This window comes from Ruegeria sp., assembly GCF_040830605.1.
Taxonomy (GTDB): domain Bacteria; phylum Pseudomonadota; class Alphaproteobacteria; order Rhodobacterales; family Rhodobacteraceae; genus Ruegeria.
In genome coordinates this window covers 303189-324956 of record NZ_JBFOMD010000004.1, presented here as the reverse complement: position 1 = coordinate 324956, position 21768 = coordinate 303189, and the positions used below count along the sequence as shown (strand labels likewise).

The window sequence follows — 21768 nt, the reverse complement described above, 5'->3', positions numbered from 1 at the left end:
GACTGCGAAGTAATAAAGTTGCCAACTTGAGGCTGGACATGATGGAATGTTACCCAGTCAGTGCTGAAAGAGGGCGACATGTTGGACAATCTTCCGCGCGGAACGATCTGTATCGAAGACATCGAGATGGGCATGACCCGGCATCTGCGCAAAGTGGTGACGGATGAGGACATCGAGATGTTCGCCCAGATCTCGACCGACCGGAACCCGGTGCATCTAGACGACGACTACGCCCGCGACACGATCTTTCAGGGCCGCATCGCTCACGGGATGCTGACCGCCGGCCTGATCTCGGCGGTGATCGGCGAGCAGCTTCCGGGCCACGGCACGGTCTATATGGGCCAGTCGCTTAAATTCCTCGCGCCTGTGCGTCCGGGCGACATGGTCTATGCCGAGGTCAAGGTGGTCGATATCGACATATCCAAACGCCGCGTGAAGCTCGATTGCCACTGTGCGGTAGACGGCAAGAAAGTACTGGTGGGCGAGGCCATGGTGCTGGCACCCTCGCGCAAGTTCGACTGAGCGCACATCCTTTTCCAACGAACCGATGGGCGTCCGACCGGCGCCCATTTTTTGTTCGTTCCGCGTCCTGACCGGAATTTCCTGCCTCGCGGTCAAGCGATCAGGGATCTCTTGCCTTTGGGTTGATATGCATCAAGGGGTGTCGGGTGGTTTGCGTCCATTTTCTCTACAGTAGATAGCTGGAACGCTTGTGTGACCGACAATGGCAGCAACAAACAAAACCGAACTGCTTGAGGTTAGCGAAAAGGAATTCGCGAAGCTGGAGAGACTGATTGCCGCGATCACAAACGAGCAGGCCATGCAGCAAGATGAGGATGCAACATCGATCAAGGATGTAGTCGCCCATCGGGCGCATTGGATCGATCTCTTTCTGGGGTGGTATTCGGACGGGCAGGCCGGAAAACCCGTCTATTTCCCGGCAAAAGGGTACAAATGGAATGACCTGAAGCGATACAATTCCGAACTTCGGTTGCAACAAAAGGACATGGGCTGGGATGCGGCTGTCAGTGCGTTGCAGGACGGAAACGCCAAGCTCATGCAGTTTATCCAATCCCACTCGAACAGCGATTTATATGATGGCCCGATGCAAGGTGCGAACAACAACTGGACCATAGGACGTTGGGCAGAGGCCGCAGGGCCGAGCCACTTCAGATCTGCCGCGAAATACATACGGGCCCGGCTTCGGTCGATGTGATTTGTCCAGGGTGAAGACAACTGAAGCCCCGCGTCGACGCGTCGCCGACCATAGGCGTGGCCACTGGTTCCCTGCCTGTTGCATCATCCGGAGTTAGTCACGAACGCTGGCAACCACAATCAAGCGCTTGAACATGCCCCCCACTGCCATTACCCAAGCGCTCATGCGGATCATCCGGGACCATCAGTTTGTTGAGCCAGAAGATCGCGGCGCCAGCGTCGCGATTGGCAATTTTGACGGTGTGCATGTCGGTCACCAGTCAGTGATCGACCTGGCCCGTCAGGCTGCGCCCGAGGCGCCGCTGGGCATCATGACGTTTGAGCCGCACCCGCGCGAGTTCTTTGCCCCCGACGCCCCTCCGTTCCGGCTGATGCGCGGCAGCACTCGCGCCCACCGGCTTGAGAAGCTGGGGGTCAAGCGGCTTTATGAGCTGAACTTCAACGCCTCCCTCGCAGGCCTGACGCCCGAAGAATTCGCCAAAGGCGTGATCTGCGACGGGCTAGGGCTGACCCATGTGGTCGTGGGCGCCGATTTCTGTTTCGGCAAGGGCCGCAGTGGGAACGCACAGGACATAGTTCGCTTCGGGCAGGACATGGGCTTTGGCGTCACCATCGCACCCCTGCTGGAACGGTCGGAAAACGTGGTCTCCTCCACCGCCATCCGCACCGCGCTGACCGAGGGCCGCCCCCGCGATGCCGCCACCATGCTGGGCCACTGGCACCGGATCGAAGGCGAGGTGATCGGGGGTGAGCAACGGGGGCGCGACTTGGGTTATCCCACCGCAAACATGTCCATAGACGGGCTGCACCCGCCGAGATTCGGCGTCTATGCCGTGTTGGTCGACGTACTGGACGGCCCCCATCAGGGCAGCTACCACGGCGCTGCCTCGGTCGGCACCCGGCCAATGTTCCACGGCGAACAGCCGAATATCGAAACCTTCCTGCTCGATTTCTCGGGCGACCTGTACGGCGCCACCCTGTCGGTCGGCCTGATCGACTACCTGCGCCCCGAGATGACATTCGACGGGCTCGACGCGCTTGTCGCCCAGATGGATGCCGATTGCGCCAAGGCGCAAGACATACTGGCCGCGCTATGAAAGACCCGATCGACCGCTCGGGCCTGCGCCCGCAGTTTTGGAAGCGTCTGCCGCTGGACAAGCTGACCAAGAAGGAGTGGGAGGCACTCTGCGATGGTTGCGGCAAATGCTGCCTCAACAAATTGGAAGACGAGGATAGCGGCGAAGTCGCCCTGACCCGGGTGGCCTGCCGCTTGCTCGACGACGAAACCTGCCGCTGCACGCAATACCCGATCCGGCACCAATTCGTGCCGGAATGCATCGTCCTGAAACCCTCGAACCTCGACACCCATGCCTACTGGATGCCGCAGACCTGCGCCTATCGGCTGCTGTGGGAGGGCAAACCCCTTTACGACTGGCACCCGTTGATATCTGGTACGCCGGACAGTGTGCACAAGGCCGGGGTGTCGGTGCGCGGCTGGACCATCTCGGAGTTCGAGACACCCGAGGACGAGTGGGAAGATCATATCATCGAGGAGCCGACCTGATGTTCTTTGCATCCGACAATTCCGGACCAGTCCACCCGGAGGTGCTGCAGGCACTGGCCGAGGCCAATCAGGGTTATGCCATGGCCTATGGCGCCGATGCGCTGATGAACGAGGTCCGCGATCATATCCGCGCCGTGTTCGAGGCACCCGGCGCGGCGGTCTATCTGGTGGCGACCGGAACGGCGGCGAACTCGCTGGCCTTGGCCACATTGTCCGAGCCGTGGCAGACCGTGTTCTGCTCACCCGTCTCCCACATCCACGAAGACGAGTGCAACGCGCCGGAGTTTTACAGCGGCGCCAAGCTGACCCTTGTGCCGGGCGGCGACAAGATGACCCCCGAGGCCCTGCTCGGCGCAATCGCTGGGGAAGAAACCCGGGGCGTGCACGGGCCACAGCGCGGGCCGGTATCGATCACGCAAGTGACGGAACGCGGCTCGGTCTATTCTCTGGCCGAGTTGCAAGCGCTTTGTGGTGTGGCCAAGGAGTATGGCCTGCCCGTCCACATGGACGGCGCGCGTTTTGCCAATGCACTGGTGGCGCTGAACTGTTCCCCCGCCGCGATGACGTGGAAGGCCGGTGTAGATGCCGTCAGCTTCGGCGGCACCAAGAACGGATGCATGGGCGTCGAGGCGGTGATCTTTTTCGACGAATCCAAGGCCTGGGAATTCGAGCTGCGCCGCAAGCGCGGTGCGCACCTGTTCTCCAAACACCGCTATCTCTCGGCCCAGATGGCTGCGTATCTGCGCGATGATCTGTGGCTGAAATCGGCACGTCTGGCCAATGCCAACTGCGCCCGGCTCGCCGATGGCCTGCGCGCGGCCGGGGCTTCGTTTCTGCATGAGCCTCAGGCCAATATCGTCTTCGCCAGCTTCCCTCGCAGCACCCACAAACGCCTGCACGAGGCCGGAGCGGTCTATCACCTCTGGGGCGATACGCTGGAGGGCGCGGATGAGGACGAAGCCCTGGCCTGCCGCCTTGTCTGCGACTGGTCCATCAGCACCGATCAGATCGACCGGTTCCTGTCGCTTCTGCAATAGAACAAACGGCAATCACTCGGCGCCAAGGCGTTTGCAAACGCCTTGAAGCGGTTTCGAAACCGCTTAAGCCGCTTGCAAGCGGCTTCCCCGCCCCGGCCTAACCGCCTGCCCAGAAGGCGCGGATCTGCGCGACTGCCTCACCCGGGTGCGAGATTGGCAGCATATGCCCGGCCCCCTCGACCACGGCACTTGCGGCATCTGGTAGGCGCCGCGCCAGCCCCTCGTTGATCGCAGCCATCACGGGATGCGTCAGCGACCCCCTGAGCAACAGGATCGGCATCGAGGCCCGGTCCAGAACGCCCGGTTGCAGCAGCCCAACCCGATCCGCAAACAACGCCTGATCGACGGTCGGCACGACGTGAATGCCCCGGATCATCGCGGCCCGTGTGCTCTCGGGCAGATCGGGCCAGCGCGGGCTGCCCTCGGTGCTCCACATCCGGTTGAACAACCGCGCGGCCAGTGCCTCATCGCCTGCGGACAGGGCCTCCATATAGGGTTGCGCGTCCTGTCCGTGCCGCGCGATCAGCTCCGGCGCATCCTGCACCGCAACCGCAAAGAACACCGGCTCGATCAGCACGACACTGCGCACCAATTCAGGACGTTCCACCGCCAATCGCAGCGCCACTGCCGCGCCGAAGGAATGGCCGATCAGATCCATGGGGCCGGTCAGTTGCGCCAAAGCAGTCTCGGTGATCCGGTCGTAGAATTCACCCTGCCGATCCCAGTCCGGACTGCGCCCGTGCGACAGCATATCGGGCGCGGTGAACGTCGCCTCCTGCCCTAGCAGGCCAGCCAGTCCTTTCCACGCCCCGGAATGCGCAATGGTGCAGTGAAGGGCGAGGACCCGGCGCGGGCCCTCCCCCAGTTTACGCACATGGACCGGTTGCGCCAGCCGGGGCAGGTCCTTCACCCCATGAGCCCGGCCAGATGCGCGTCGAGGTCATCCAGCCGGTCCTGTCCCCAGAACCGCTGCCCGTCCGGCGTGACGTAGAAGGGTGCACCAAAGACGCCCCGATCCACCGCCTCTTCCAGATTGGCGGCATAGGTCTCGGCACCCACCAGCAGACCACTATCGGCCAGCTTGGGATCGAACCCTGCGCCTTCGAGACAGTCTCGGATCACCGCATCCTCGGCGATGTCCTTGTCCTCGGCCCAGCAGGCCCGCAGGATCGAATGGCACAGCTTGCCCACATCGCCGCTGCCATCCTGAGTGGCCGCGATGATGGCGTAAGACGACGGCGCCGCATTGGTCGGCCAATGCGCGGGCTGCAGGTTGAACTCCATGCCCAGCTTTGCGGCCTGCCGCACCAACTCCTGCGCGCGATATTCGATGCGCGAGATGTGACGGTCCTTGGGGGGCGTACCCCCGGTGCGGCCGAACAGGGCGACGATATCCATCGGCTTGTACGCGATGCTCGCCCCGTGCTTGGCCGCAATCTCCTCCAACCGCGTGCTTGCAAGGTAGGAATAGGGCGAGAGTGTCGCAAAAAAGTAGTCAATATCGGCCATGTTCACTTTCTCCACTGGGTTATCTTTGCGGGACGGTAAGCCCATGCTAAGCGGTGTCAACATCACGAATCTGTCACATACCGTTGCTGCCCGGGGACTTCTGACAATGCCATCACTCCACGAACCCAAGCTAATCGCTGGGAACGCAAACCTGCCGCTTGGCCAATCTATCGCGCGCCGCATGAGCCTGTATCGCGGCGTCGATCAGGGCCTTGTCGATGCGCGGGTCGAACGGTTCAACGATGGCGAGATCTTTGTCGAAGTGTTCGAGAATGTCCGGGGCGAGGATATGTTCATCATCCAGCCGACCTCGAACCCGGCCAATGACAACCTGATGGAGCTGCTGATCATCGCCGACGCGCTGCGCCGATCTTCGGCGGCGCGGATCACCGCCGTGATCCCCTATTTCGGCTATGCCCGCCAGGACCGTCGCACCAAGGCGCGCACACCGATCTCGGCCAAGCTGGTGGCCAACATGCTGACCGGCGCGGGGATCGAACGGGTGCTGACCATGGATCTGCACGCGGCCCAGATTCAGGGCTTTTTCGACATTCCCGTGGACAACCTCTACGCCTCGCCGATCTTTGCGCTGGATGTGAAGAACCAGTTCAAGGACCGGCTTGACGAGATCATGGTGGTGTCGCCCGACGTCGGCGGCGTGGCCCGCGCGCGCGAGTTGGCCAAACGCATCAACGCACCGCTCTCGATCGTGGACAAGCGTCGCGAGAAGGCGGGCGAAGTGGCCGAGATGACCGTGATCGGCGACGTGAAGGACAAGATCTGCCTGATCGTGGACGACATCTGCGACACCGCCGGAACGCTCTGCAAGGCAGCCCAAGTGCTGACCGACAACGGTGCGAAAGAGGTGCATTCCTACATCACGCACGGCGTCATGAGCGGCCCCGCCGTCGAGCGGGTGACCAATTCGGTGATGAAGTCGCTGGTTCTGACCGACACGATCCAGCCCACCAAGGAAATCCAGAAGGCCTCGAATATTCGCACCGTGCCCACTGCGCCCATCTTCACGCAGGCGATCCTGAATATCTGGAACGGCACCAGCGTCTCGTCACTGTTCGAGGACAAGACCCTGACCCCGATCTACGAGTCGCTCTACCACATGGACTGAGGCAGGTTGCGAGCCGGTGGAACCCGGCCACGGGCTGGTGTGTGTCGGGTTGATCGACACGACCGTCACGATCTTTGATCTGGCACCCTCAACCGGTTGCAAACATATCCTTGTACTGCTCACGCAGGATGTTCTTTTGCACCTTGCCCATCGTATTGCGGGGTAGTTCGTCCAACAGGATCAATTGCTGGGGATGCTTGAAGCGGGCCAGCGCCTCACGCACGGCCTCCATGATCGCACCCACGTCCGGAGACTGACCGGGCTCGGGTACGATTACGCCCAGCACGGTCTCACCGAAATCCGGATGCGGCACGCCGATCACCGCGCTTTCCAAAACACTGGGCTGGTCGTCCAGCACCAGTTCGATCTCTTTGGGATAGATGTTGTAGCCGCCCGAGATGATCAGGTCCTTGTTGCGGCCGACGATATGGACATAGCCGTCCGCATCCACCTTGCCCAGGTCGCCGGTGATGAAGAACCCGTCCGCGCGCAGCTCGGCGGCGGTTTTCTCGGGCATCTGCCAATAGCCCTTGAACACATTCGGACCGCGCACCTCAATCTGGCCAATCTCGCCTTGGGCCACTTCGGTGCCGTCTTCCGAGTTGGTGATCTTCAGCTCCACCCCCGGCAGCGGAAAGCCGACAGTGCCTGCGCGGCGCTCGCCGTCATAGGGGTTCGAGGTGTTCATGTTGGTCTCGGTCATGCCGTAGCGTTCGAGGATGCGGTGGCCAGTGCGCTGTTCGAATTGCACATGGGTTTCCGCCAGCAGCGGTGCCGAGCCAGAGATGAACAGGCGCATATGCGAGGCCAGGTCCCGGGTGAACCGGTCATCGCCCAGCAGCCTTGTGTAAAAGGTTGGCACCCCCATCATCGAAGTCGCCCGCGGCATATGCGCGATGATCTCGTCCAGATCGAATTTCGGCATGAAGACCATGCAGCCGCCCGTCAGAAGCATGATGTTTGTGGCCACGAACAGACCGTGAGTGTGAAAGATCGGCAGCGCGTGGAGCAACACATCCTGCGCCGTGAACCGCCATTCGGTCACTAGTGTCTCGGCATTTGACAGCAGATTGTTCTGGGTCAGCATGGCGCCTTTGGAGCGGCCTGTGGTGCCAGAGGTGTATAGAAAGGCGGCAAGGTCCTCGCCGTCACGCTCGACGGTGGCAAAAGACGCGGGCATCGCCTGAGCCTGATCCGTCAGGCTGCCCGAACCGTCAACGTTCAGTGTTTCGATGCGGGCACCCAGACCCTCAGCAATTGATGCTAGTGCGCCTTCGCTCTTCCCGTCGCAGACAATCAAAGACGCGCCGCTGTTTTCGATGAAATAGGACAGCTCATCGACCGTATAGGCGGTGTTGAGCGGCAGAAACACCAAACCGGCCTGCGAGCAGGCGGCATAGAGCGCCAGTGCCTCCGGCGATTTTTGCACCTGTACGGCCACGCGGTCGCCCGGCTTCAATCCGACCTGCGACATGACATGGGCAAACCGGGCAGCCATGGCGAGAAAGTCCTGATGAGACACGACCTGACCGCCGGGGAGATAGAGAAAAGGCGTGGGTTTTCCGGCATGGACACCGAACAGGCGGTCGTAGAGAGGGTTCGCCATGGGATCACCTTTCCTGCGCGGATCAACGACCGGCCACCCGTCAGGCACTATGGCTCCGGCCGTCGCCGGAGCCTTGCTGGTCATCCTCGAACTTGTGATGGTTTTGCGCGATCCCGGCCCGGTCGTAAAGGCCGTTGGCGAACATCGCGCCGGACCGCGCCCGCTATCGTCTCATGTGCCGGTCGATCTCGACTGGGATCTTGATCCGCTGGATCTTGCCTGACGGACCTTTCGGCAGTTCATCCAGCAGAAACACCTGATCGGGCGATTTGAACTTACCCAAACGCTTCTCGCATATTGCAATCAGATCCGAAGGCGTGATCGAAGAGCCGCTGCGCAGCCTGACAGCGGCCTCAACCCGCTCACCGTAACTCGCACAAGGGCGGCCAAAGGCGGCGGCCTCGATGACGTCGGGATGGGAATAAAGCGCCTCGTCGATCTCGCGCGGCGCGATGTTCTCACCGCCTTTGATGATCAGCTCTTTCAGACGCCCGGTGATGAAGACATATCCGTCCCCGTCCTGCCGCCCCAGATCACCGGTGCGCAGCCAGCCGTCCGGAGTAAAGCTGTCAGCAGTGGCTTCGGGGTTCTTTAGGTATTCCAGCATCACGTTCGGGCCGCGGATCACCAGTTCACCCTCCTGCCCCGGAGGCAGCTTGTTGAAACCGCTGTCGAAGATCGCCACCTCATTGCCGACCCCGATCCCCGGCGAGCCGATCTTGCGTGTGCCGGGCGGTAGCGGGTTCGACAGGATCTGGGCGGCAGTTTCGGTCAGGCCCATGGTCTCGACAATGGGAATGCCGAAGCGGGTCTCAAACGCGCGCTGCACCTCGGGGGCAAGCGCGGATGAGGCCGAGCGGCCAAAGCGCAGGCGGGCGATGCAGTCGGGGTCGGGATCGTTTTCGGAATGCAGCAGATGAGAGATGATGGTCGGCACCACCGAGAACCATGTCGACTCGCTCTGAGCTGCCTGCGCCCAGAAATTGCTGGCCGAAAAGCGCGAGACCAACGCCAGAGAGCCGCCCGAAACCAGCGCCCCCATGACCGTCACGCACAAGCCGTTGATGTGGTAGATGGGCAGTACGCACAGGCCGCGATCCTCGGGTGTCAGCGCGTGGGCAATTGCCGTGGTCCAGCCGCCCGCCAGCAGGCTGCACTGGGTGTGCACGACCCCCTTGGGCCGTCCTGTCGTGCCGGATGTGTACATCAGCAGAGCGTGACTTTGCGGAGTTATGTCGTGCAGAGGCACATCCGGGGACGGGCCGCCATCCGGGCTGAGCGCGGTGATGTGTGCGGGATCGGCTGTTCGGGAAAACAGCTCCTCCTGCTCCGGACCGACAAAAGCAAAGCGCGCCTCGCTGTGGGAAAGCGCGTAGGAGATCGCCTCGTCGCCTGCCACCAGATTGATCATCGTGGCCCGGAACCCGCCGTAGAGAACACCGAACAGGCATTCGATGGCCGGGCGGCCATTGGGCATCATGATGGCAACGCTTTCTTCGGCGGCAATCCCTTGCGAGGTGAGCATCGCGGCAATCTCACGGGCCCTGCTTCGCAGCGAGTCCCAGCTCAGTGGGGATGCGCCTTCGGGAAAGACAAAGCCGGTCCCGCCCGCATCCGCGCGCCCGTCCAGCCAGTCGCGAACGGTGCCCTCCGGCGGATGATCGCGATGCAGCTTCATTGACCGGCCTCGGCCCAGTAACCCGCGAAGATATCCTCGACGGACGGCTCGACCGGGTCGATGGGGCGCACGATATTGGTGGTCTGGACGAAATGCCGCCAGTTGAGGTTGGTGTCGATCGAATTGCCGCCCCAACTGCCGCACCCCATCGACAGGGAAAACGGCATGCCGTTGTTGAAACCGCCGCCAGTTGCGAAGGTATGCGCCTGATTGACGATGACCCGGCAGGTTGGCATCTCTCGGCCAAGCCCGACCGCGCGGGCATCGTCGCCCGTGTGAATCCCGATGGAATGGCCCGCACCCTGATAGGCGAGGATGCGGGCCGCCACTGCCTTGGCCTCATCGAAATCCGCTGCCCGGTAGAGCGCCAGAACCCGGCTGAGCTTTTCCCCTGACAGAGGATGATCCGGGCCAATACCGCTGGTTTCCACCGCGAGGAACTTGGTGTCGGCGGGCACCTTGCTGGTCATGTCCAGCGCCGCCAGCATCTTGTCGGCATCCTGCGCGATGACCGAGCGGTTCAGGTGCCCGTCGGGCCACAATTTGGAAACGATCCCGGCACTTTCGGCCTCAGGCACCAATGCGCCGCCCTCCGCCGCCAGCGCGGCGACAAAGGCGTCATAGACTGCGCCGACCACCACCACCGCGTTCTCGGACGAACAGGAGGTGGCATTGTCGAAACATTTCGAGGCAGTGATCTTGGCCGCCGCCGCCGCCAGATCGGCGGTTTCGTCGACGATGACGGTGACGTTGCCCGCGCCCACCGCCACGGCGGGCGTGCCGCAGGATTGCGCGCGATGCACGTTGTTCTGACTGCCGGTGCAGATCACCCGATCAACCGTCTCCATCAGCCGCTGGGTCTTCGCCTTCGATCCTGGCGCAGGCAGCATCTGGACCAGATCGCGGTCCAGCCCCAGCTTGTCGAACTCGGCATGGATGTAGGACAGCAACAACTCGCACGAGGCCACGCCCTTGGGCGACGGCGCCACCACGATGGCATTGCCGCCCTTGAGTGCGTTGACGATGTTGTTCGCGGGCGTGGCCGCTGGGTTGGTCGAGGGCACCACGGCGCCAATCACCCCGATGGGACGCGCAATCTCGGTGATGCCGGTCGCGGGGTCGTCGCTGATCACGCCATGGGTCTTCGCCCCGGCTAAGTCGCGCAGCAGGCCAAGGGTCTTGCGGTGGTTCTTGGTGATCTTGTCGGGCACATTGCCCAGGCCGGTGGTTTGCACGGCGATTTCAGCCAGCGCCCGGTTGCGGGCCGGTTCCATGATGGCCCAGCCCGCCGCCAGCGCCGCCTTGTCATACAGCGCCTGACTGCCCCCGGCCTCATAAGCCTTCTGAGCGGCCCGTGCCCGTGCCACGATCCGATCCACTTCGGCAATCTCGGGGGCGATCTCGTCCTGCGCGTTCATGCTGTGTCCTCAATGGGTTGTCCGGGGCGGGGCCCGCCCCGGTGGGGTTTCAATTCAGAGACCGGCCAGCAGTTCCTTGAGCGTTTGCTCGCGCGCGGCCCACATCTCGATCACCTCGTCGCGGGTCATCACATGCATGGGCGAGCCACCGGCCTGCATCTTCTTGGCCACACGGTCGTTCTTGAACATCTCGGGCACCGTGGCGGCCAGCTTGTCGATCACCTCTTGCGGGGTGCCCTTGGGCACCATGACGCCCCGGAAATTGACCGATGAGTTGTCCACGTCCAGCCCCTGCTCCATCATCGTGGGCACGTCGGGCAGAAATTCAGAGCGCTCCAGATCAGCGACGCCCAGGATCTTGACGTTCCCGGCCTCCTGCGCGCGGAAGGCATCCGACAGGTTGTTGATACCGCCCATGACCTCACCGGCGATCACCGCCTTCATCGCTGCGGCCCCGCCGCCCTTGGTGGGGATATAGGCCATCTTCACGCCCGCCGCCTTTTCGATCTGCAACGCGGCGATGTGGTGGCCGACAAACAGCCCGGCTCCCGAGAAGGTCAGCTTGCCCGGGTTCTCCTTGGCATGGGCGATCACGTCGTCCATCGAGTTGAACGGGCTGTCCGTGGCCACGACAAACACCGCCGGGTCGGCCCCCCAGTTGGCTATGGGTTCGAAGCTGTCCGCCGAATACTCCACCCCGCCCTTGATCGACTGGGCGATGAAATGCGGGACGTTATAGGCGGCCAGGGTATAGCCGTCGGCATCGGCCTGCGTTGCAAACCAGTTCCAGCCGACGCGGCCCCCCGCACCCGGCTTGTTGATGATGGCGATGGGCATGCCCAGCGCATCCTCGTTCCCGGCGGTCATGGTCACGATCCGGGCCTGAAAATCGGTTGCCCCGCCTGCGCCATAGGACACCATCATCATGATGGGCCGCTCGGGATAATCCTGCGCCATGGCGCCTCCGGTCAGGCTCATCACTGCCAGAGCCGCCCCTGCGATCAGTCGTTTCATTTTGCGTTTCCTCCCTTTGATGTCGGCCGCGCCTTCTGCGGTCAGAACAAGATTTCCCGTGGTGTGTATACGTTCAGCAGCAGGGCAAAGAGCCCGTACATCACCGCCACGAAACCTCCGGTGATGATCCCGCGCCTGATCCAGGTCCGGACCTCGGAATGCGCCGCCGGATCGTAGAGCGAGAGCAGGATGAAAAAGGCGACGGCTGTCGCGGTGTAAAAACCCAGCGCTTTCGCCGCCCAGAAGACATAGATCAGAGCCACGAGCAGGCCCGGGGTCAGATTGATGATCATCGAGCGCGAGACGCCGGCACCCACCTTGCTGAGCCCCAGAACCGCCTTACCAAAGGTCCAGGCGGCCAGCACCACAAAAACGGTGGCGATCAGGCGCGGGAACAGAAAGGCCTCGGCCGGTTGCTGCGTATAGCTGATCCAGGCGATCCAGCAGCCCACTGCAAAGACGATGCCGGACGGGACAATATGTTGCGCGCGGTTCATGCCATGGCCTCCTCTTTGGTGGTGCGTCGGCGGGCACGAAGCTCCATCCATACGGAGTAAGCGATAGAGGCCAGCACGACGGCGATAAGGAACAGGTTCAACCCGCCGGTCAGGAAATAGGAGGCCTTGCCGACGGTTGCATCCGCAATCATTCCGCCCTGAATGAAATTCGCCTCGGCAATCGGGCCGAGAATCAGGCCCAGCACCAGCGGTGCCGCGGAAAAGCCGAAGCGCTCAAGGAAGAACATGCCGATGCCGAGGCAGGCCATGACATAGACATCACCCATCGAGCTTTGCACCGAATAGGCCCCAAACACCGACAGCGCCAGCACGATGGCCGCCATCACCGATTGCGGCACCTGTGCGACACGAGCGGCAAGCCCGGCCACGTAGAGGCCGAAGAGGCACATCAGCACCTGCCCGATCAGCATCGAGTTGATGAAGGTCCAGGCCACGTCCGGGTGATTGTCGAACAGGTCCGAGCCCGGGAAAATTCCGTGGATCAGCAGACCACCCAGCAGCACCGCAGCCGTGGGGCTGCCGGGGATCGACAGCGTCAGCAGCGGCACCAGCGACGGACCGACCATGGCGTTGTTGGCGGACTCGGCAGCGATCACGCCCTCGGAATGGCCTTTGCCGAACTTGTCCTTGTCGGCGCTGAATTTCTTGGTCTGGTCATAGGCCACCAGCCCGGCGATCTGCCCGCCGACGCCGGGGATCAGTCCGATGATCGACCCGGTGAGCGTACCGATGCTCAGCGCCCGGGTACGGCTAAAAAGCTCGCGCAGGGCAGCAAGGATCGAGTGTTTCTGCACCTCGATTACCTCCGCCCCGGCGGTGCGGCGGCCCTTGGCGAACATGGTCAGCACCTGCGGGATGGCGAACAGGCCGATCAGCGCGGCGATGATATTGATGCCGCCGCCAAGCGCGGGGTGAAAGATGAACCGCTGCGCGCCCATGATGTCGTCGAACCCGATAGTGGCCAGCCACAGCCCGATACAGCCCGACAAGAGCCCCTTGACCACCGAGGCCGAGTCCAGTGAACCGATCACCGTCACCCCCAGAATGGCCAGCCAGAACAGGTGCGACGGCCCGAATGCCAGCGCCCATTGCGCCAGAACTGGAGTGAGGAAGATCAACAGCAGCACGCCAAAGATACCGCCCACCGCCGAGGCGAGGAAGGACAATTGCAGCGCCTTGGCCCCTTGCCCCTGCTTGGCCATCGTGTGCCCGTCGAGCGTGGTGGCGATATTGGCCGGCGCGCCGGGGATCTTGAGCAGGATGGCACTGACCGCTCCGCCCGCAACGGTCGACGTATAGGCCGCGCCCAGCAGGATCAGACCCTGCACCGCTTCAAGCTGGAAGGTGAACGGGATGAGCAGTGCCACCGCCATCGTGGGCGACAGGCCCGGCGTCGCCCCCAGGATCAGCCCTCCGATCGTGCCGCCCAGAAGCAGCAGGAACGACAGGGGCGAGAACACGTCGCCGACGTAATAGATGAACTCCATCCCGGGACCTCCCCACCCGTTTGTCCGCGTCTTGGACTTTCGTTGACAATTCAGGGTAGGAGATGAAAATAGTATTGCAAATGTTTTCATAAAATTACCTGTGGGGCAAAAAATAATGGCTCGAAAACAAAAGCATAAGGTGGATATCATCGCCGTGGCACAGGCCGCAAAAGTGTCTGCGTCCACCGTCTCACGCACGTTCAACCATCCGGAAATGGTCAATCCGGCGACTCGGAAGAAAATCGATCGGGCGGTGCGGCGGCTGGGATACATCCGCAATCGCGCGGCACAGACCATGCACGGGAAGCGTTCGGGCACGATCGGACTGGTGGTACCGACCATCAACCACGCGATCTTTGCCGAGGTCATTCAGGCGTTTTCGGATTCCATCGACAAGGCGGGTTTCAGCCTACTGATCGCATCGCACGGCTACGATCTGGACCGCGAATACGCGATGATCCGCAAGCTGCTGGAGCACCGTGTGGACGGCGTGGCGCTGATCGGGCTCGAGCATTCCGACGCCACCTTTCGCCTGATACAACAGCAGGAGATCCCCGCGCTGGCGATCTGGAACTATTCCGAGGATACCGATCTACCCTGCGTCGGCACCGACAACCGGCAGGCTGGGCGGATGGCGATGGAGCATCTGCTGTCGTTGGGTCATCGCGAGGTTGGGCTGATCTTTCCCGACACCTCCGGCAACGACCGGGCACGGCATCGGCTGGAGGGCGCATTGGCGGCGCTGAATGAACGGGACATCACCGTGCCCGATCCATGGCGATCCGAGGCGCCTTACAGCATTTCGCAGGCCAAACAGGTGACGCTGGACCTACTTGCGATGTCAGAACGCCCAACCGCGCTTCTCTGCGGCAATGACGTGATCGCGCATGGGGCGCTCTATGCGGCCCAGTCGCTCGGGCTGCGGGTGCCGGACGAGATTTCGATCATGGGGATCGGAGACTTCAAGGGCTCGGTCGATCTGGAACCTGGACTGACAACGATCCGCATCCCAGCCGAGACTATCGGCACCCTCGCCGGAGAGCGGTTCACCGACTACATCACCTCGGACGAGCCCGAACTGTTCCAGATCTGTTGCGAGCTGAACTGCATCCTGCGGGGCACGACCGGAGCGATTTCCTAGGCCGCTGCCTCCGGGTCCAGAACCGTCTCGATGGCCTCCTCGACCCAGGCTTTCCAACTGGTCACGAACGCGCTGGCAAGGCGGGACAGCGGCCGTTGATGCGGCGTCAGGATGGCATAGCCGAAATCGACGCTGGGCGTCAGAGGGCGAAAGACGATCTTGGGATCGGTGGGGTTGCTCTGACGGTAGCTCACTGCGCTCAGCACATCGACGACGGCACAGATCTGGCCCGCCTCGATGAAATGGAACAGCGGCAGGAAATATTGCGAGTCGATGCGGATATTGAACCGGGCCCCCACTGCTGCAAAGGCGCTGTGGGTGTCGCGATAGGTCGAATGTTCGGGCTGCAGCGCGCCCATGGGCACACCGTCCAGATCGCGGGCATTTACCACCTCCTTCTGGGCCAGCGGATGCCCGCGCGGCAGGGCACACAGGCAGGTGCAGGGGATGCTCTCGCCCAGAAACAGCTTGTCGTCATGAACGCCCGCGCCGATATCGCAAAACCCGACATCAAAGCTCTGCGCCGCGATCAGGTTGCGCACCTGCGGCGAGCTGCGGGTGGCCAGCGAGACCTGCGTTTCGGGTTTGTCGACGATAAACCGGCTGATGAAGGATGGCAGCAGCACCGAGGACGGCCCCGGCATCGCCACAATGCGCAGCGACCCCTTGAGCCGGTCCCGCATACTGGTCAGGTTCTGCTTGGCGATTGTGAGCTTGTCCAGCACCTCCGACGCCTCGGACAGCAGGTAATGCGCCTCGGGCGCGGGAATCATCCGCCGCCCGTCCCGCAGGAACAGGTCCATGCCCAGATCGGCCTCAAGCGCCTTGAGCGAAGCACTGACCGCAGGCTGCGTTCTGTGCAGATTGCGCGCCGCCTGACTTACGGAACCGGTTTTCATGACCTCCCGAAATACGGCAAGCTGTTGCAGGTTCATGATTTCTCCGGCTCCATAAGCATAATCTATGGATACCATAGAATTTGGAGTTTGTATTTATTGATTTAGATTTACACCATAGGTGGGTCCGAATTCACCGCGCGTAACCGCACAAGACGGGCGCGCCTCAAACAGGGAACGACAATGGGTATTTTCAGCAAACTGACCGGCGCAGCCTTGGCCTGCACCATGATGACCGGCGTGGCCGTAGCGCAGGAGATGAGCTTTTTCCGGATCGGCACCGGCGGCGCGGGCGGCACGTATTTCCCGATCGGCGGCATCATCGCCAACGCCATCTCGAACCCGCCGGGCTCGCGCGCCTGCGAAGAGGGCGGCAATTGTGGCGTTCCGGGTCTGGTCGCCATCGCGCAATCGACCAACGCCTCGGCGCATAACGTCAACGCCATTCAGGCGGGACAGATGGAGGCCGGTCTGTCCGGCGCCGCAACCCTGCATTTCGCCTATCACGGCGTCGGCAAGTATGAAGGCAACGCCAAGCCCGACCTGCGGGTGATCGCCAACCTCTTCCCCGAGGATCTGCACCTGGTATTGCCGAAGGATGCCGCGCTGGACGGTCTGGCCGATCTGAAGGGCAAGCGCGTCGGTATCGCGCAGGCCGGTTCGGGCACGCAGATCGCGGTCGAGCTGATCCTGGGCGACCACGAGGTCAACCGTGACAACATCGACGAGGCCGAACTGAACAACGCGCAATCCGCCGAGCGGATCGCGGACGGGCAACTCGACGCCTATTTCTACGCCGCCGGCACCCCGGTCGCCGCGATGATCCAGCTCGACAACACCAAGGGGATGGAGCTCTATTCCTTCACCGATGAAGAGGTGAAACAGGCCAACACAACCGTGCCTTACTACATCCCGTCGACCATTCCGGCAGGCACCTATCCAGGCGTCGACTATGACGTGAACACCGTCGCGGTGTCTGGCATCCTGGTGACCAACGCCAACATGGACGAAGAGCTGATCTATCAGGTTACCAAGGCGATGTGGTCCGACACCGCACGCAAGCTGCTGGATAACGGCCATCCCAAGGGCAAGGTGATCACGCTGGAAACCGCGCTGGACGGGATCGACGGCATCGGTGTGCCGCTGCACCCGGGCGCCGAGCGTTTCTACCGTGAGGCCGGAGTTCTGAAGTAAGACCCCCAGCACCTGCGGCAGCGGCGGGATGCCCCCGCTGCCGCTTTTTTGACCCGGTGGTGACCCCTTTGGACCTGAGAGGCCAAAGGCAGCGGCACCGCTCGGACACCAGGACTACCGGAGGATCCGGCCATGCCCATGCAATCCCATCTCGACAACAAGGCACTCGAAGAGCTTGAAAAGCAGTATGACTCGGCTCTGAACACCCGGGACAACGGGCCGGTTCTGACCCGGGTGATCTACTGGGCGACGATCTGCTTTGCGCTCTATCACCTGTGGACCGCCGGGTTCGGAACGCCGGTGGACCATGTGCATATGGGCATCCATCTGGCGGGCCTCTTTCTGTTCATCTTCGTGGGCTTTCCGCTGATCAAGACGGCACGCAGCCTGGAATGGCGCGGGCCGAACGCGTTGGCGCCTGGTAATGTACCGCTTTACGACTGGGCGCTCGCCGGGCTGGCCATCGCCGCCTCGCTGTTCCTGTGGCTCAGCTGGCGCGGCTTTTCCGGCCTTGGCTTCGATCTGCCGGAACAGGCACTGCGTCAGGGCAACCCGTCGGGACCGGATGTGTTCTTTGGCTCAGTCCTGATCCTCACCGTGCTTGAGATCGCCCGCCGCACCATCGGCTTCGTGCTGCCCCTGATCATTCTGGTGTTCATGAGCTACGCGCTGTTCGGCCCCTATATGCCCGCGCAGATCCTCAAGCACCCGGGCGTCGACTGGCGGCAATTCGTCAACAACATGTACTTCCCGTCCGAGGGCATCTTTGGCGTCACGCTCTGGGTGGTCTCGACCGTGGTGTTCCACTTCGTCCTCTTCGGCGTGGTGGCGCAGCGCATGGGGCTGGGGCAGTTCTTTGTCGACAACGCCATGATCCTTGCAGGCCGCTATACCGGCGGTCCGGCCAAGGTGTCGGTGGTCTCCTCGGCATTCTTCGGCACCATCTCGGGCTCATCCATCGCCAACACCGTCTCGACCGGCTCGCTAACCATTCCGAACATGAAGCGGCTGGGTTACCCGGGCCATTTCGCGGGCGGTGTCGAGGCTGCGGCCAGTGCCGGGGGTCAGATCACCCCGCCGATCATGGGGGCGGCCTCCTTCCTGATGGCCGAGTATCTCGAGGTGCCCTATACCACCATCGTGATCGCCGCCATCGTGCCCGCGATGATGCACTATGTAGGCGTGATCTCGATAGTACATTTCACCGCCAAGAAACTGGGCCTGACCGCCTATCCCAAGGATCAACTGCCACAGTTCCTGGCCGTATGGCGCGAAGGTTGGTTCACCATCATCCCACTGATCGCACTGCTGGTAGTGCTGTTCTCGGGATATTCGCCGAACATGGCGGCCTTTATGGGCCTGTCGCTCTGCGTTGTCGTGGGCTTCTGCGCCTTCAACAAGCCCGCCTCGCTGGTGGTGCCGCTGGCCCTGCTCGGGTTCATCTTCTGGAAGGCATCGCCCTATAGCGGCGAGGGGTTCTCGCCGGTCATGGCCGGTATCCTCAGCGCGCTGACGATCCTCGGCTGCCTGCACCGCAACGAACGCCAAAGCTTCCGCGACCTGTTCGACAGCTTCCATGTCGGCGTGCAATACGCGCTGGCCGTGGGTGCGGCCTCGGCAGCGGTCGGCATCGTGGTGGGTGTCATCAACACCACCGGCGTCGGCTTCCGGCTGGGCTTCATGGTCACCGGCGGCGCGGCGGATATGGCCGCCAGCCTGGCGCCGCTGCTCGACTGGACCGGGATCGAGGGTTTCTCGCAAAGCTCGATCCAGCAGTTTCTGTCGCTGGTGCTGATCGCCATGGCCTGTATCCTGATGGGTGCGGGCCTGCCGACTACCGCGCTTTACATCATGCTGGTGGCCGTCGCGACCCCGGCGCTCAGCCAGCTTGGAGTGCCGCCGCTCGCCACCCACATGTTCGTGCTCTATTACGGCGTGATCTCCGAGATTACCCCACCGGTCTGCGCCTCGGCCTATGCAGCGGCAGGCATTGCAGGGTCGAACCCGTTCCGCACCGGGCTCAACGCGTTCACGCTGGGTCTGGGCAAGCTGATGGTGCCGATGGTGTTTGTCTACGCACCGACGATGCTGATCGTGCTGCCCGAGTACTTCACGATCACCAGCTTCGTTCAGGTCACCGCGACCTGCGCGCTGGGGGTCTTTGCAATCGCAACCGCCGTCTCGGGCTATTTCCTGGCGCCGCTCGGAGGGCTGTGGCGGATCCTGATGGCTATCGGCGGCCTGCTGCTGGTCGCGCCCTCGACCGGCTCGGACCTGACAGCGCTGGTTGTCATGGCGCCGGTGCTGATCCAGCAATTCGGGCAACAGCGTAAGCTGCAGGCTGCGGAATGAGCGACGCGGCCTCTCCTGATGTGACGGTTCTGGGTGCCGGGATCGTCGGCATCTGCTCGGCCCTGTCGCTGGCCGAGCGGGGCCTCAGGGTCCGCCTGATCGACCGCGATGCGCCCGGTCAGGCGACCTCCTACGGCAATGCGGGCATCATCTCACCCTGGTCGGTGGTGCCGCAATCCATGCCGGGCCTGTGGAAGAAGGTGCCGGGCTGGCTGCTGGACCCGCTGGGACCGGTGACGATCAAGCCCAGCTACCTGCCGCGCGTGGCCTTCTGGGGCCTGCGATTCCTCTATGAGGGGCGCGCGGGTCGAGTGGACCAGATCTCGGACGCGATGGACCTGCTGAACCGGGATTGCGTCGATCTCTACCGCCAGCATCTGGCCGGGACGGGGCATGAGGATCTGGTTCGTGACAGCTACTATGTCCACGCCTTCCGCAACGCCAATGCCGCCGATCCGAAGGCCATCGACTACCGCATGCGGCGCGAACGCGGGGCGGATATGGAGCGGATCGGCGCCGCCGAACTGCGCGCACTGGAGCCCGCCCTGACGCCCGAGTTTCAAGCGGCGATCCTGATCAAGGGACAGGCGCGGGCCATCTCGCCGGGACGGATCGGCACAGTGCTGGCCAAGAAGTTCCTTGCCATGGGCGGCGAGATCCTGCGCCAGTCGGTCAGGGGCATCCTGCCCGCTGAAAGCGGCGGCTGGACCTACACGACCGAGGCTGGAACCGACTGGACGCCCAAGCTGGTGCTGGCCATGGGCGTGTGGTCGGCAGAACTGCTGAAACCGCTAGGCATCAAGGTGCCGATGCAAGCCGAGCGCGGCTATCACGTGTCGTTCCGCGATCCGGGGGTGGAGTTGCACCACTCGATCATGGACATGGACATGAAATTCGTCGCCTCCTCGATGGAGGAAGGGCTACGCGTGGCCGGAACCGCCGAGTTTGCCGGGCTCGACCAGCCGATCAACCAGAAGCGGCTGGACGGGCTGATCAAACTCGCCAAGGCGCTGCTGCCCGATCTGCAGGCCGACGACATCCAAACCTGGTCCGGCCAGCGCCCCAGCCTGCCCGACAGCCTGCCCTGCATTGGTGAGATCGAGGGTTTTCCAGACCTGATCGGCGCCTTCGGGCACAGTCATTACGGCCTGATGATGGCCCCGAAAACCGGCCGGATCGTCGCCGATCTGGTCGCCAATACCGCATCCAATATCGACCTGTCGCCGTTCCGTGTGCGGCGCTTCTGAGGGACAAGACCCATGACCATCCATCCCGGCGGGCAGAACATCTGTGGCATCTCGATCGGTGTGCTGTCGCTGGAAAGCTACTTTCCAAAACCGCCCGGCCATATCAAGAACCCGTCCAGCCTGCCCTTCACGGTGATGTACGAGATGCTCGACGGCATCACCGTGCCCGAACTGCTGGGCAATCCCACCGGTGAAATGAAGGACCGCCTGATCGAGGCGGCCAAACGGCTTGAGGCCAAAGGCGTGCACGCCATCACCGGATCCTGCGGGTTTCTGGCCCTGTTCCAGCGCGAGATCGCGCAGGCGGTCTCGGTGCCGGTCTTCGTGTCCTCTCTGATCCAGGTGCCGATGGTCTATCAGATGACGCAGGCGCCGGTCGGTGTTCTCACCGCCTCAGCCGACGCATTGACAGACGCGCATCTCGAAGGGGTGGGCGCCGCTGGCGTCCCCATCGTTGTGCAGGGTCTGGACCACACCGAGGAGTTCGCCACGGTAATCCTGCGCAACGAACGCACGGCAATGGATCTGGACAAGGTCGAGGCCGAGCTGATCGAGGCCGCGCAAGGCATGATGGCCCGCGCGCCCGAGATCGGCGCGGTGGTGCTGGAATGCACCGACCTGCCACCTTATGCGCACAAGCTGCAACAGGCGATCCGTCGTCCGGTTTTCGATCTGACGACGCTCACGACGATGGTGCATGACGCCGCTATCCGCCGCGCCTATTCCGGGTTCATCTGACGCCGGGGCGCACCCTCCCCTCACCTCC

The 21768-nt window shown here is 62.8% G+C and carries 21 protein-coding genes; 12 read left to right on the top strand and 9 right to left on the bottom strand.

From position 1 onward, the window contains the following. Positions 1–78: 78 nt before the first annotated feature. The 5 genes from AB3N21_RS08275 to AB3N21_RS08255 all read left to right on the top strand — a co-directional run bounded on the left by AB3N21_RS08275 (position 79) and on the right by AB3N21_RS08255 (position 3816). Positions 79–522, top strand: a complete 444-nt coding sequence (locus AB3N21_RS08275; protein WP_171178953.1) for a MaoC family dehydratase — start codon at positions 79–81, stop codon at positions 520–522. Between the two features lie 202 nt (positions 523–724). Further along, positions 725–1216, top strand: a complete 492-nt coding sequence (locus AB3N21_RS08270) for a ClbS/DfsB family four-helix bundle protein (RefSeq protein ID WP_367934782.1) — start codon at positions 725–727, stop codon at positions 1214–1216. Positions 1217–1379: 163 nt separating this feature from the next. Beyond that, positions 1380–2312 (top strand): bifunctional riboflavin kinase/FAD synthetase, encoded by a 933-nt coding sequence (locus AB3N21_RS08265; RefSeq protein WP_367934781.1) that lies wholly within the window; start codon positions 1380–1382, stop codon positions 2310–2312. Then, complete coding sequence (locus AB3N21_RS08260; protein ID WP_367934780.1) at positions 2309–2779, top strand: YcgN family cysteine cluster protein; 471 nt, start codon at positions 2309–2311, stop codon at positions 2777–2779. Before AB3N21_RS08265 ends, AB3N21_RS08260 begins: the two co-directional genes overlap by 4 nt. Further along, the gene (locus tag AB3N21_RS08255) at positions 2779–3816 is read left to right on the top strand and encodes a low specificity L-threonine aldolase (protein WP_367934779.1); all 1038 of its coding nucleotides are present in this window, start codon (positions 2779–2781) and stop codon (positions 3814–3816) included. Before AB3N21_RS08260 ends, AB3N21_RS08255 begins: the two co-directional genes overlap by 1 nt. Before the next feature lie 97 nt (positions 3817–3913). On the opposite strand, the gene AB3N21_RS08250 is transcribed toward AB3N21_RS08255, so the two are convergent. Together AB3N21_RS08250 and AB3N21_RS08245 are read right to left on the bottom strand one after the other, a co-directional pair. After that, the gene (locus tag AB3N21_RS08250; RefSeq protein WP_367934778.1) at positions 3914–4726 is read right to left on the bottom strand and encodes an alpha/beta fold hydrolase; all 813 of its coding nucleotides are present in this window, start codon (positions 4724–4726) and stop codon (positions 3914–3916) included. Beyond that, positions 4723–5325 (bottom strand): 2-hydroxychromene-2-carboxylate isomerase, encoded by a 603-nt coding sequence (locus AB3N21_RS08245; RefSeq protein WP_367934777.1) that lies wholly within the window; start codon positions 5323–5325, stop codon positions 4723–4725. Before AB3N21_RS08245 ends, AB3N21_RS08250 begins: the two co-directional genes overlap by 4 nt. 106 nt (positions 5326–5431) lie before the next feature. On the opposite strand from AB3N21_RS08245, the gene AB3N21_RS08240 reads away from it, so the two are divergent. Continuing rightward, a complete protein-coding gene (locus tag AB3N21_RS08240; protein WP_171178962.1) occupies positions 5432–6451 on the top strand; it encodes a ribose-phosphate pyrophosphokinase in 1020 nt (339 codons plus the stop codon). Positions 6452–6539: 88 nt separating this feature from the next. On the opposite strand, the gene AB3N21_RS08235 is transcribed toward AB3N21_RS08240, so the two are convergent. Then, positions 6540–8057 carry a malonyl-CoA synthase gene (locus AB3N21_RS08235; RefSeq protein WP_367934776.1) on the bottom strand — a complete coding sequence of 506 codons (1518 nt, stop codon included), beginning with the start codon at positions 8055–8057 and terminating at the stop codon, positions 6540–6542. Here AB3N21_RS08235 and AB3N21_RS08230 point away from each other — a divergent pair. Further along, positions 8056–8280 (top strand): hypothetical protein, encoded by a 225-nt coding sequence (locus tag AB3N21_RS08230; RefSeq protein WP_367934775.1) that lies wholly within the window; start codon positions 8056–8058, stop codon positions 8278–8280. The genes AB3N21_RS08235 and AB3N21_RS08230 overlap by 2 nt on opposite strands. Here AB3N21_RS08230 and AB3N21_RS08225 read toward each other — a convergent pair. From AB3N21_RS08225 to AB3N21_RS08205, 5 genes are read right to left on the bottom strand one after another with little or no spacing between them, the layout of a single operon-like run. Further along, the gene (locus tag AB3N21_RS08225; RefSeq protein WP_367934774.1) at positions 8221–9735 is read right to left on the bottom strand and encodes an AMP-binding protein; all 1515 of its coding nucleotides are present in this window, start codon (positions 9733–9735) and stop codon (positions 8221–8223) included. The two genes, AB3N21_RS08230 and AB3N21_RS08225, sit on opposite strands and share 60 nt — an antisense overlap. After that, positions 9732–11153 carry an aldehyde dehydrogenase family protein gene (locus tag AB3N21_RS08220; RefSeq protein ID WP_367934773.1) on the bottom strand — a complete coding sequence of 474 codons (1422 nt, stop codon included), beginning with the start codon at positions 11151–11153 and terminating at the stop codon, positions 9732–9734. The genes AB3N21_RS08225 and AB3N21_RS08220 overlap by 4 nt, the downstream gene beginning before the upstream one ends. 54 nt (positions 11154–11207) lie before the next feature. Further along, positions 11208–12167: a Bug family tripartite tricarboxylate transporter substrate binding protein gene (locus AB3N21_RS08215; RefSeq protein WP_367934772.1), complete on the bottom strand. Its 960-nt coding sequence runs from the start codon at positions 12165–12167 to the stop codon at positions 11208–11210. A gap of 41 nt (positions 12168–12208) precedes the next feature. Further along, positions 12209–12664: a tripartite tricarboxylate transporter TctB family protein gene (locus AB3N21_RS08210; RefSeq protein WP_367934771.1), complete on the bottom strand. Its 456-nt coding sequence runs from the start codon at positions 12662–12664 to the stop codon at positions 12209–12211. Continuing rightward, positions 12661–14172: a tripartite tricarboxylate transporter permease gene (locus AB3N21_RS08205; protein ID WP_367934770.1), complete on the bottom strand. Its 1512-nt coding sequence runs from the start codon at positions 14170–14172 to the stop codon at positions 12661–12663. Before AB3N21_RS08205 ends, AB3N21_RS08210 begins: the two co-directional genes overlap by 4 nt. 115 nt (positions 14173–14287) lie before the next feature. Between AB3N21_RS08205 and AB3N21_RS08200 the strand changes: the two genes are divergently transcribed. Beyond that, positions 14288–15313, top strand: coding sequence for a LacI family DNA-binding transcriptional regulator (locus AB3N21_RS08200; protein WP_367934769.1), 1026 nt, complete (start codon positions 14288–14290; stop codon positions 15311–15313). On the opposite strand, the gene AB3N21_RS08195 is transcribed toward AB3N21_RS08200, so the two are convergent. Further along, on the bottom strand, positions 15310–16248 hold the full coding sequence (locus AB3N21_RS08195) for a LysR family transcriptional regulator (protein ID WP_367934768.1): 939 nt from the start codon (positions 16246–16248) through the stop codon (positions 15310–15312). The two genes, AB3N21_RS08200 and AB3N21_RS08195, sit on opposite strands and share 4 nt — an antisense overlap. A gap of 144 nt (positions 16249–16392) precedes the next feature. Between AB3N21_RS08195 and AB3N21_RS08190 the strand changes: the two genes are divergently transcribed. The 4 genes from AB3N21_RS08190 (at position 16393) to AB3N21_RS08175 (ending at position 21740) form a co-directional block, all read left to right on the top strand. Continuing rightward, a complete protein-coding gene (locus tag AB3N21_RS08190; protein WP_367934767.1) occupies positions 16393–17403 on the top strand; it encodes a TAXI family TRAP transporter solute-binding subunit in 1011 nt (336 codons plus the stop codon). Positions 17404–17535: 132 nt separating this feature from the next. Continuing rightward, complete coding sequence (locus AB3N21_RS08185; protein WP_367934766.1) at positions 17536–19755, top strand: TRAP transporter permease; 2220 nt, start codon at positions 17536–17538, stop codon at positions 19753–19755. After that, entirely contained in the window at positions 19752–21002 is a 1251-nt protein-coding gene (locus tag AB3N21_RS08180) for an NAD(P)/FAD-dependent oxidoreductase (protein WP_367934765.1), read from the top strand. The genes AB3N21_RS08185 and AB3N21_RS08180 overlap by 4 nt, the downstream gene beginning before the upstream one ends. A gap of 12 nt (positions 21003–21014) precedes the next feature. Next, positions 21015–21740 (top strand): aspartate/glutamate racemase family protein, encoded by a 726-nt coding sequence (locus AB3N21_RS08175; protein WP_367934764.1) that lies wholly within the window; start codon positions 21015–21017, stop codon positions 21738–21740. The last annotated feature ends 28 nt before the right edge of the window (positions 21741–21768 follow it).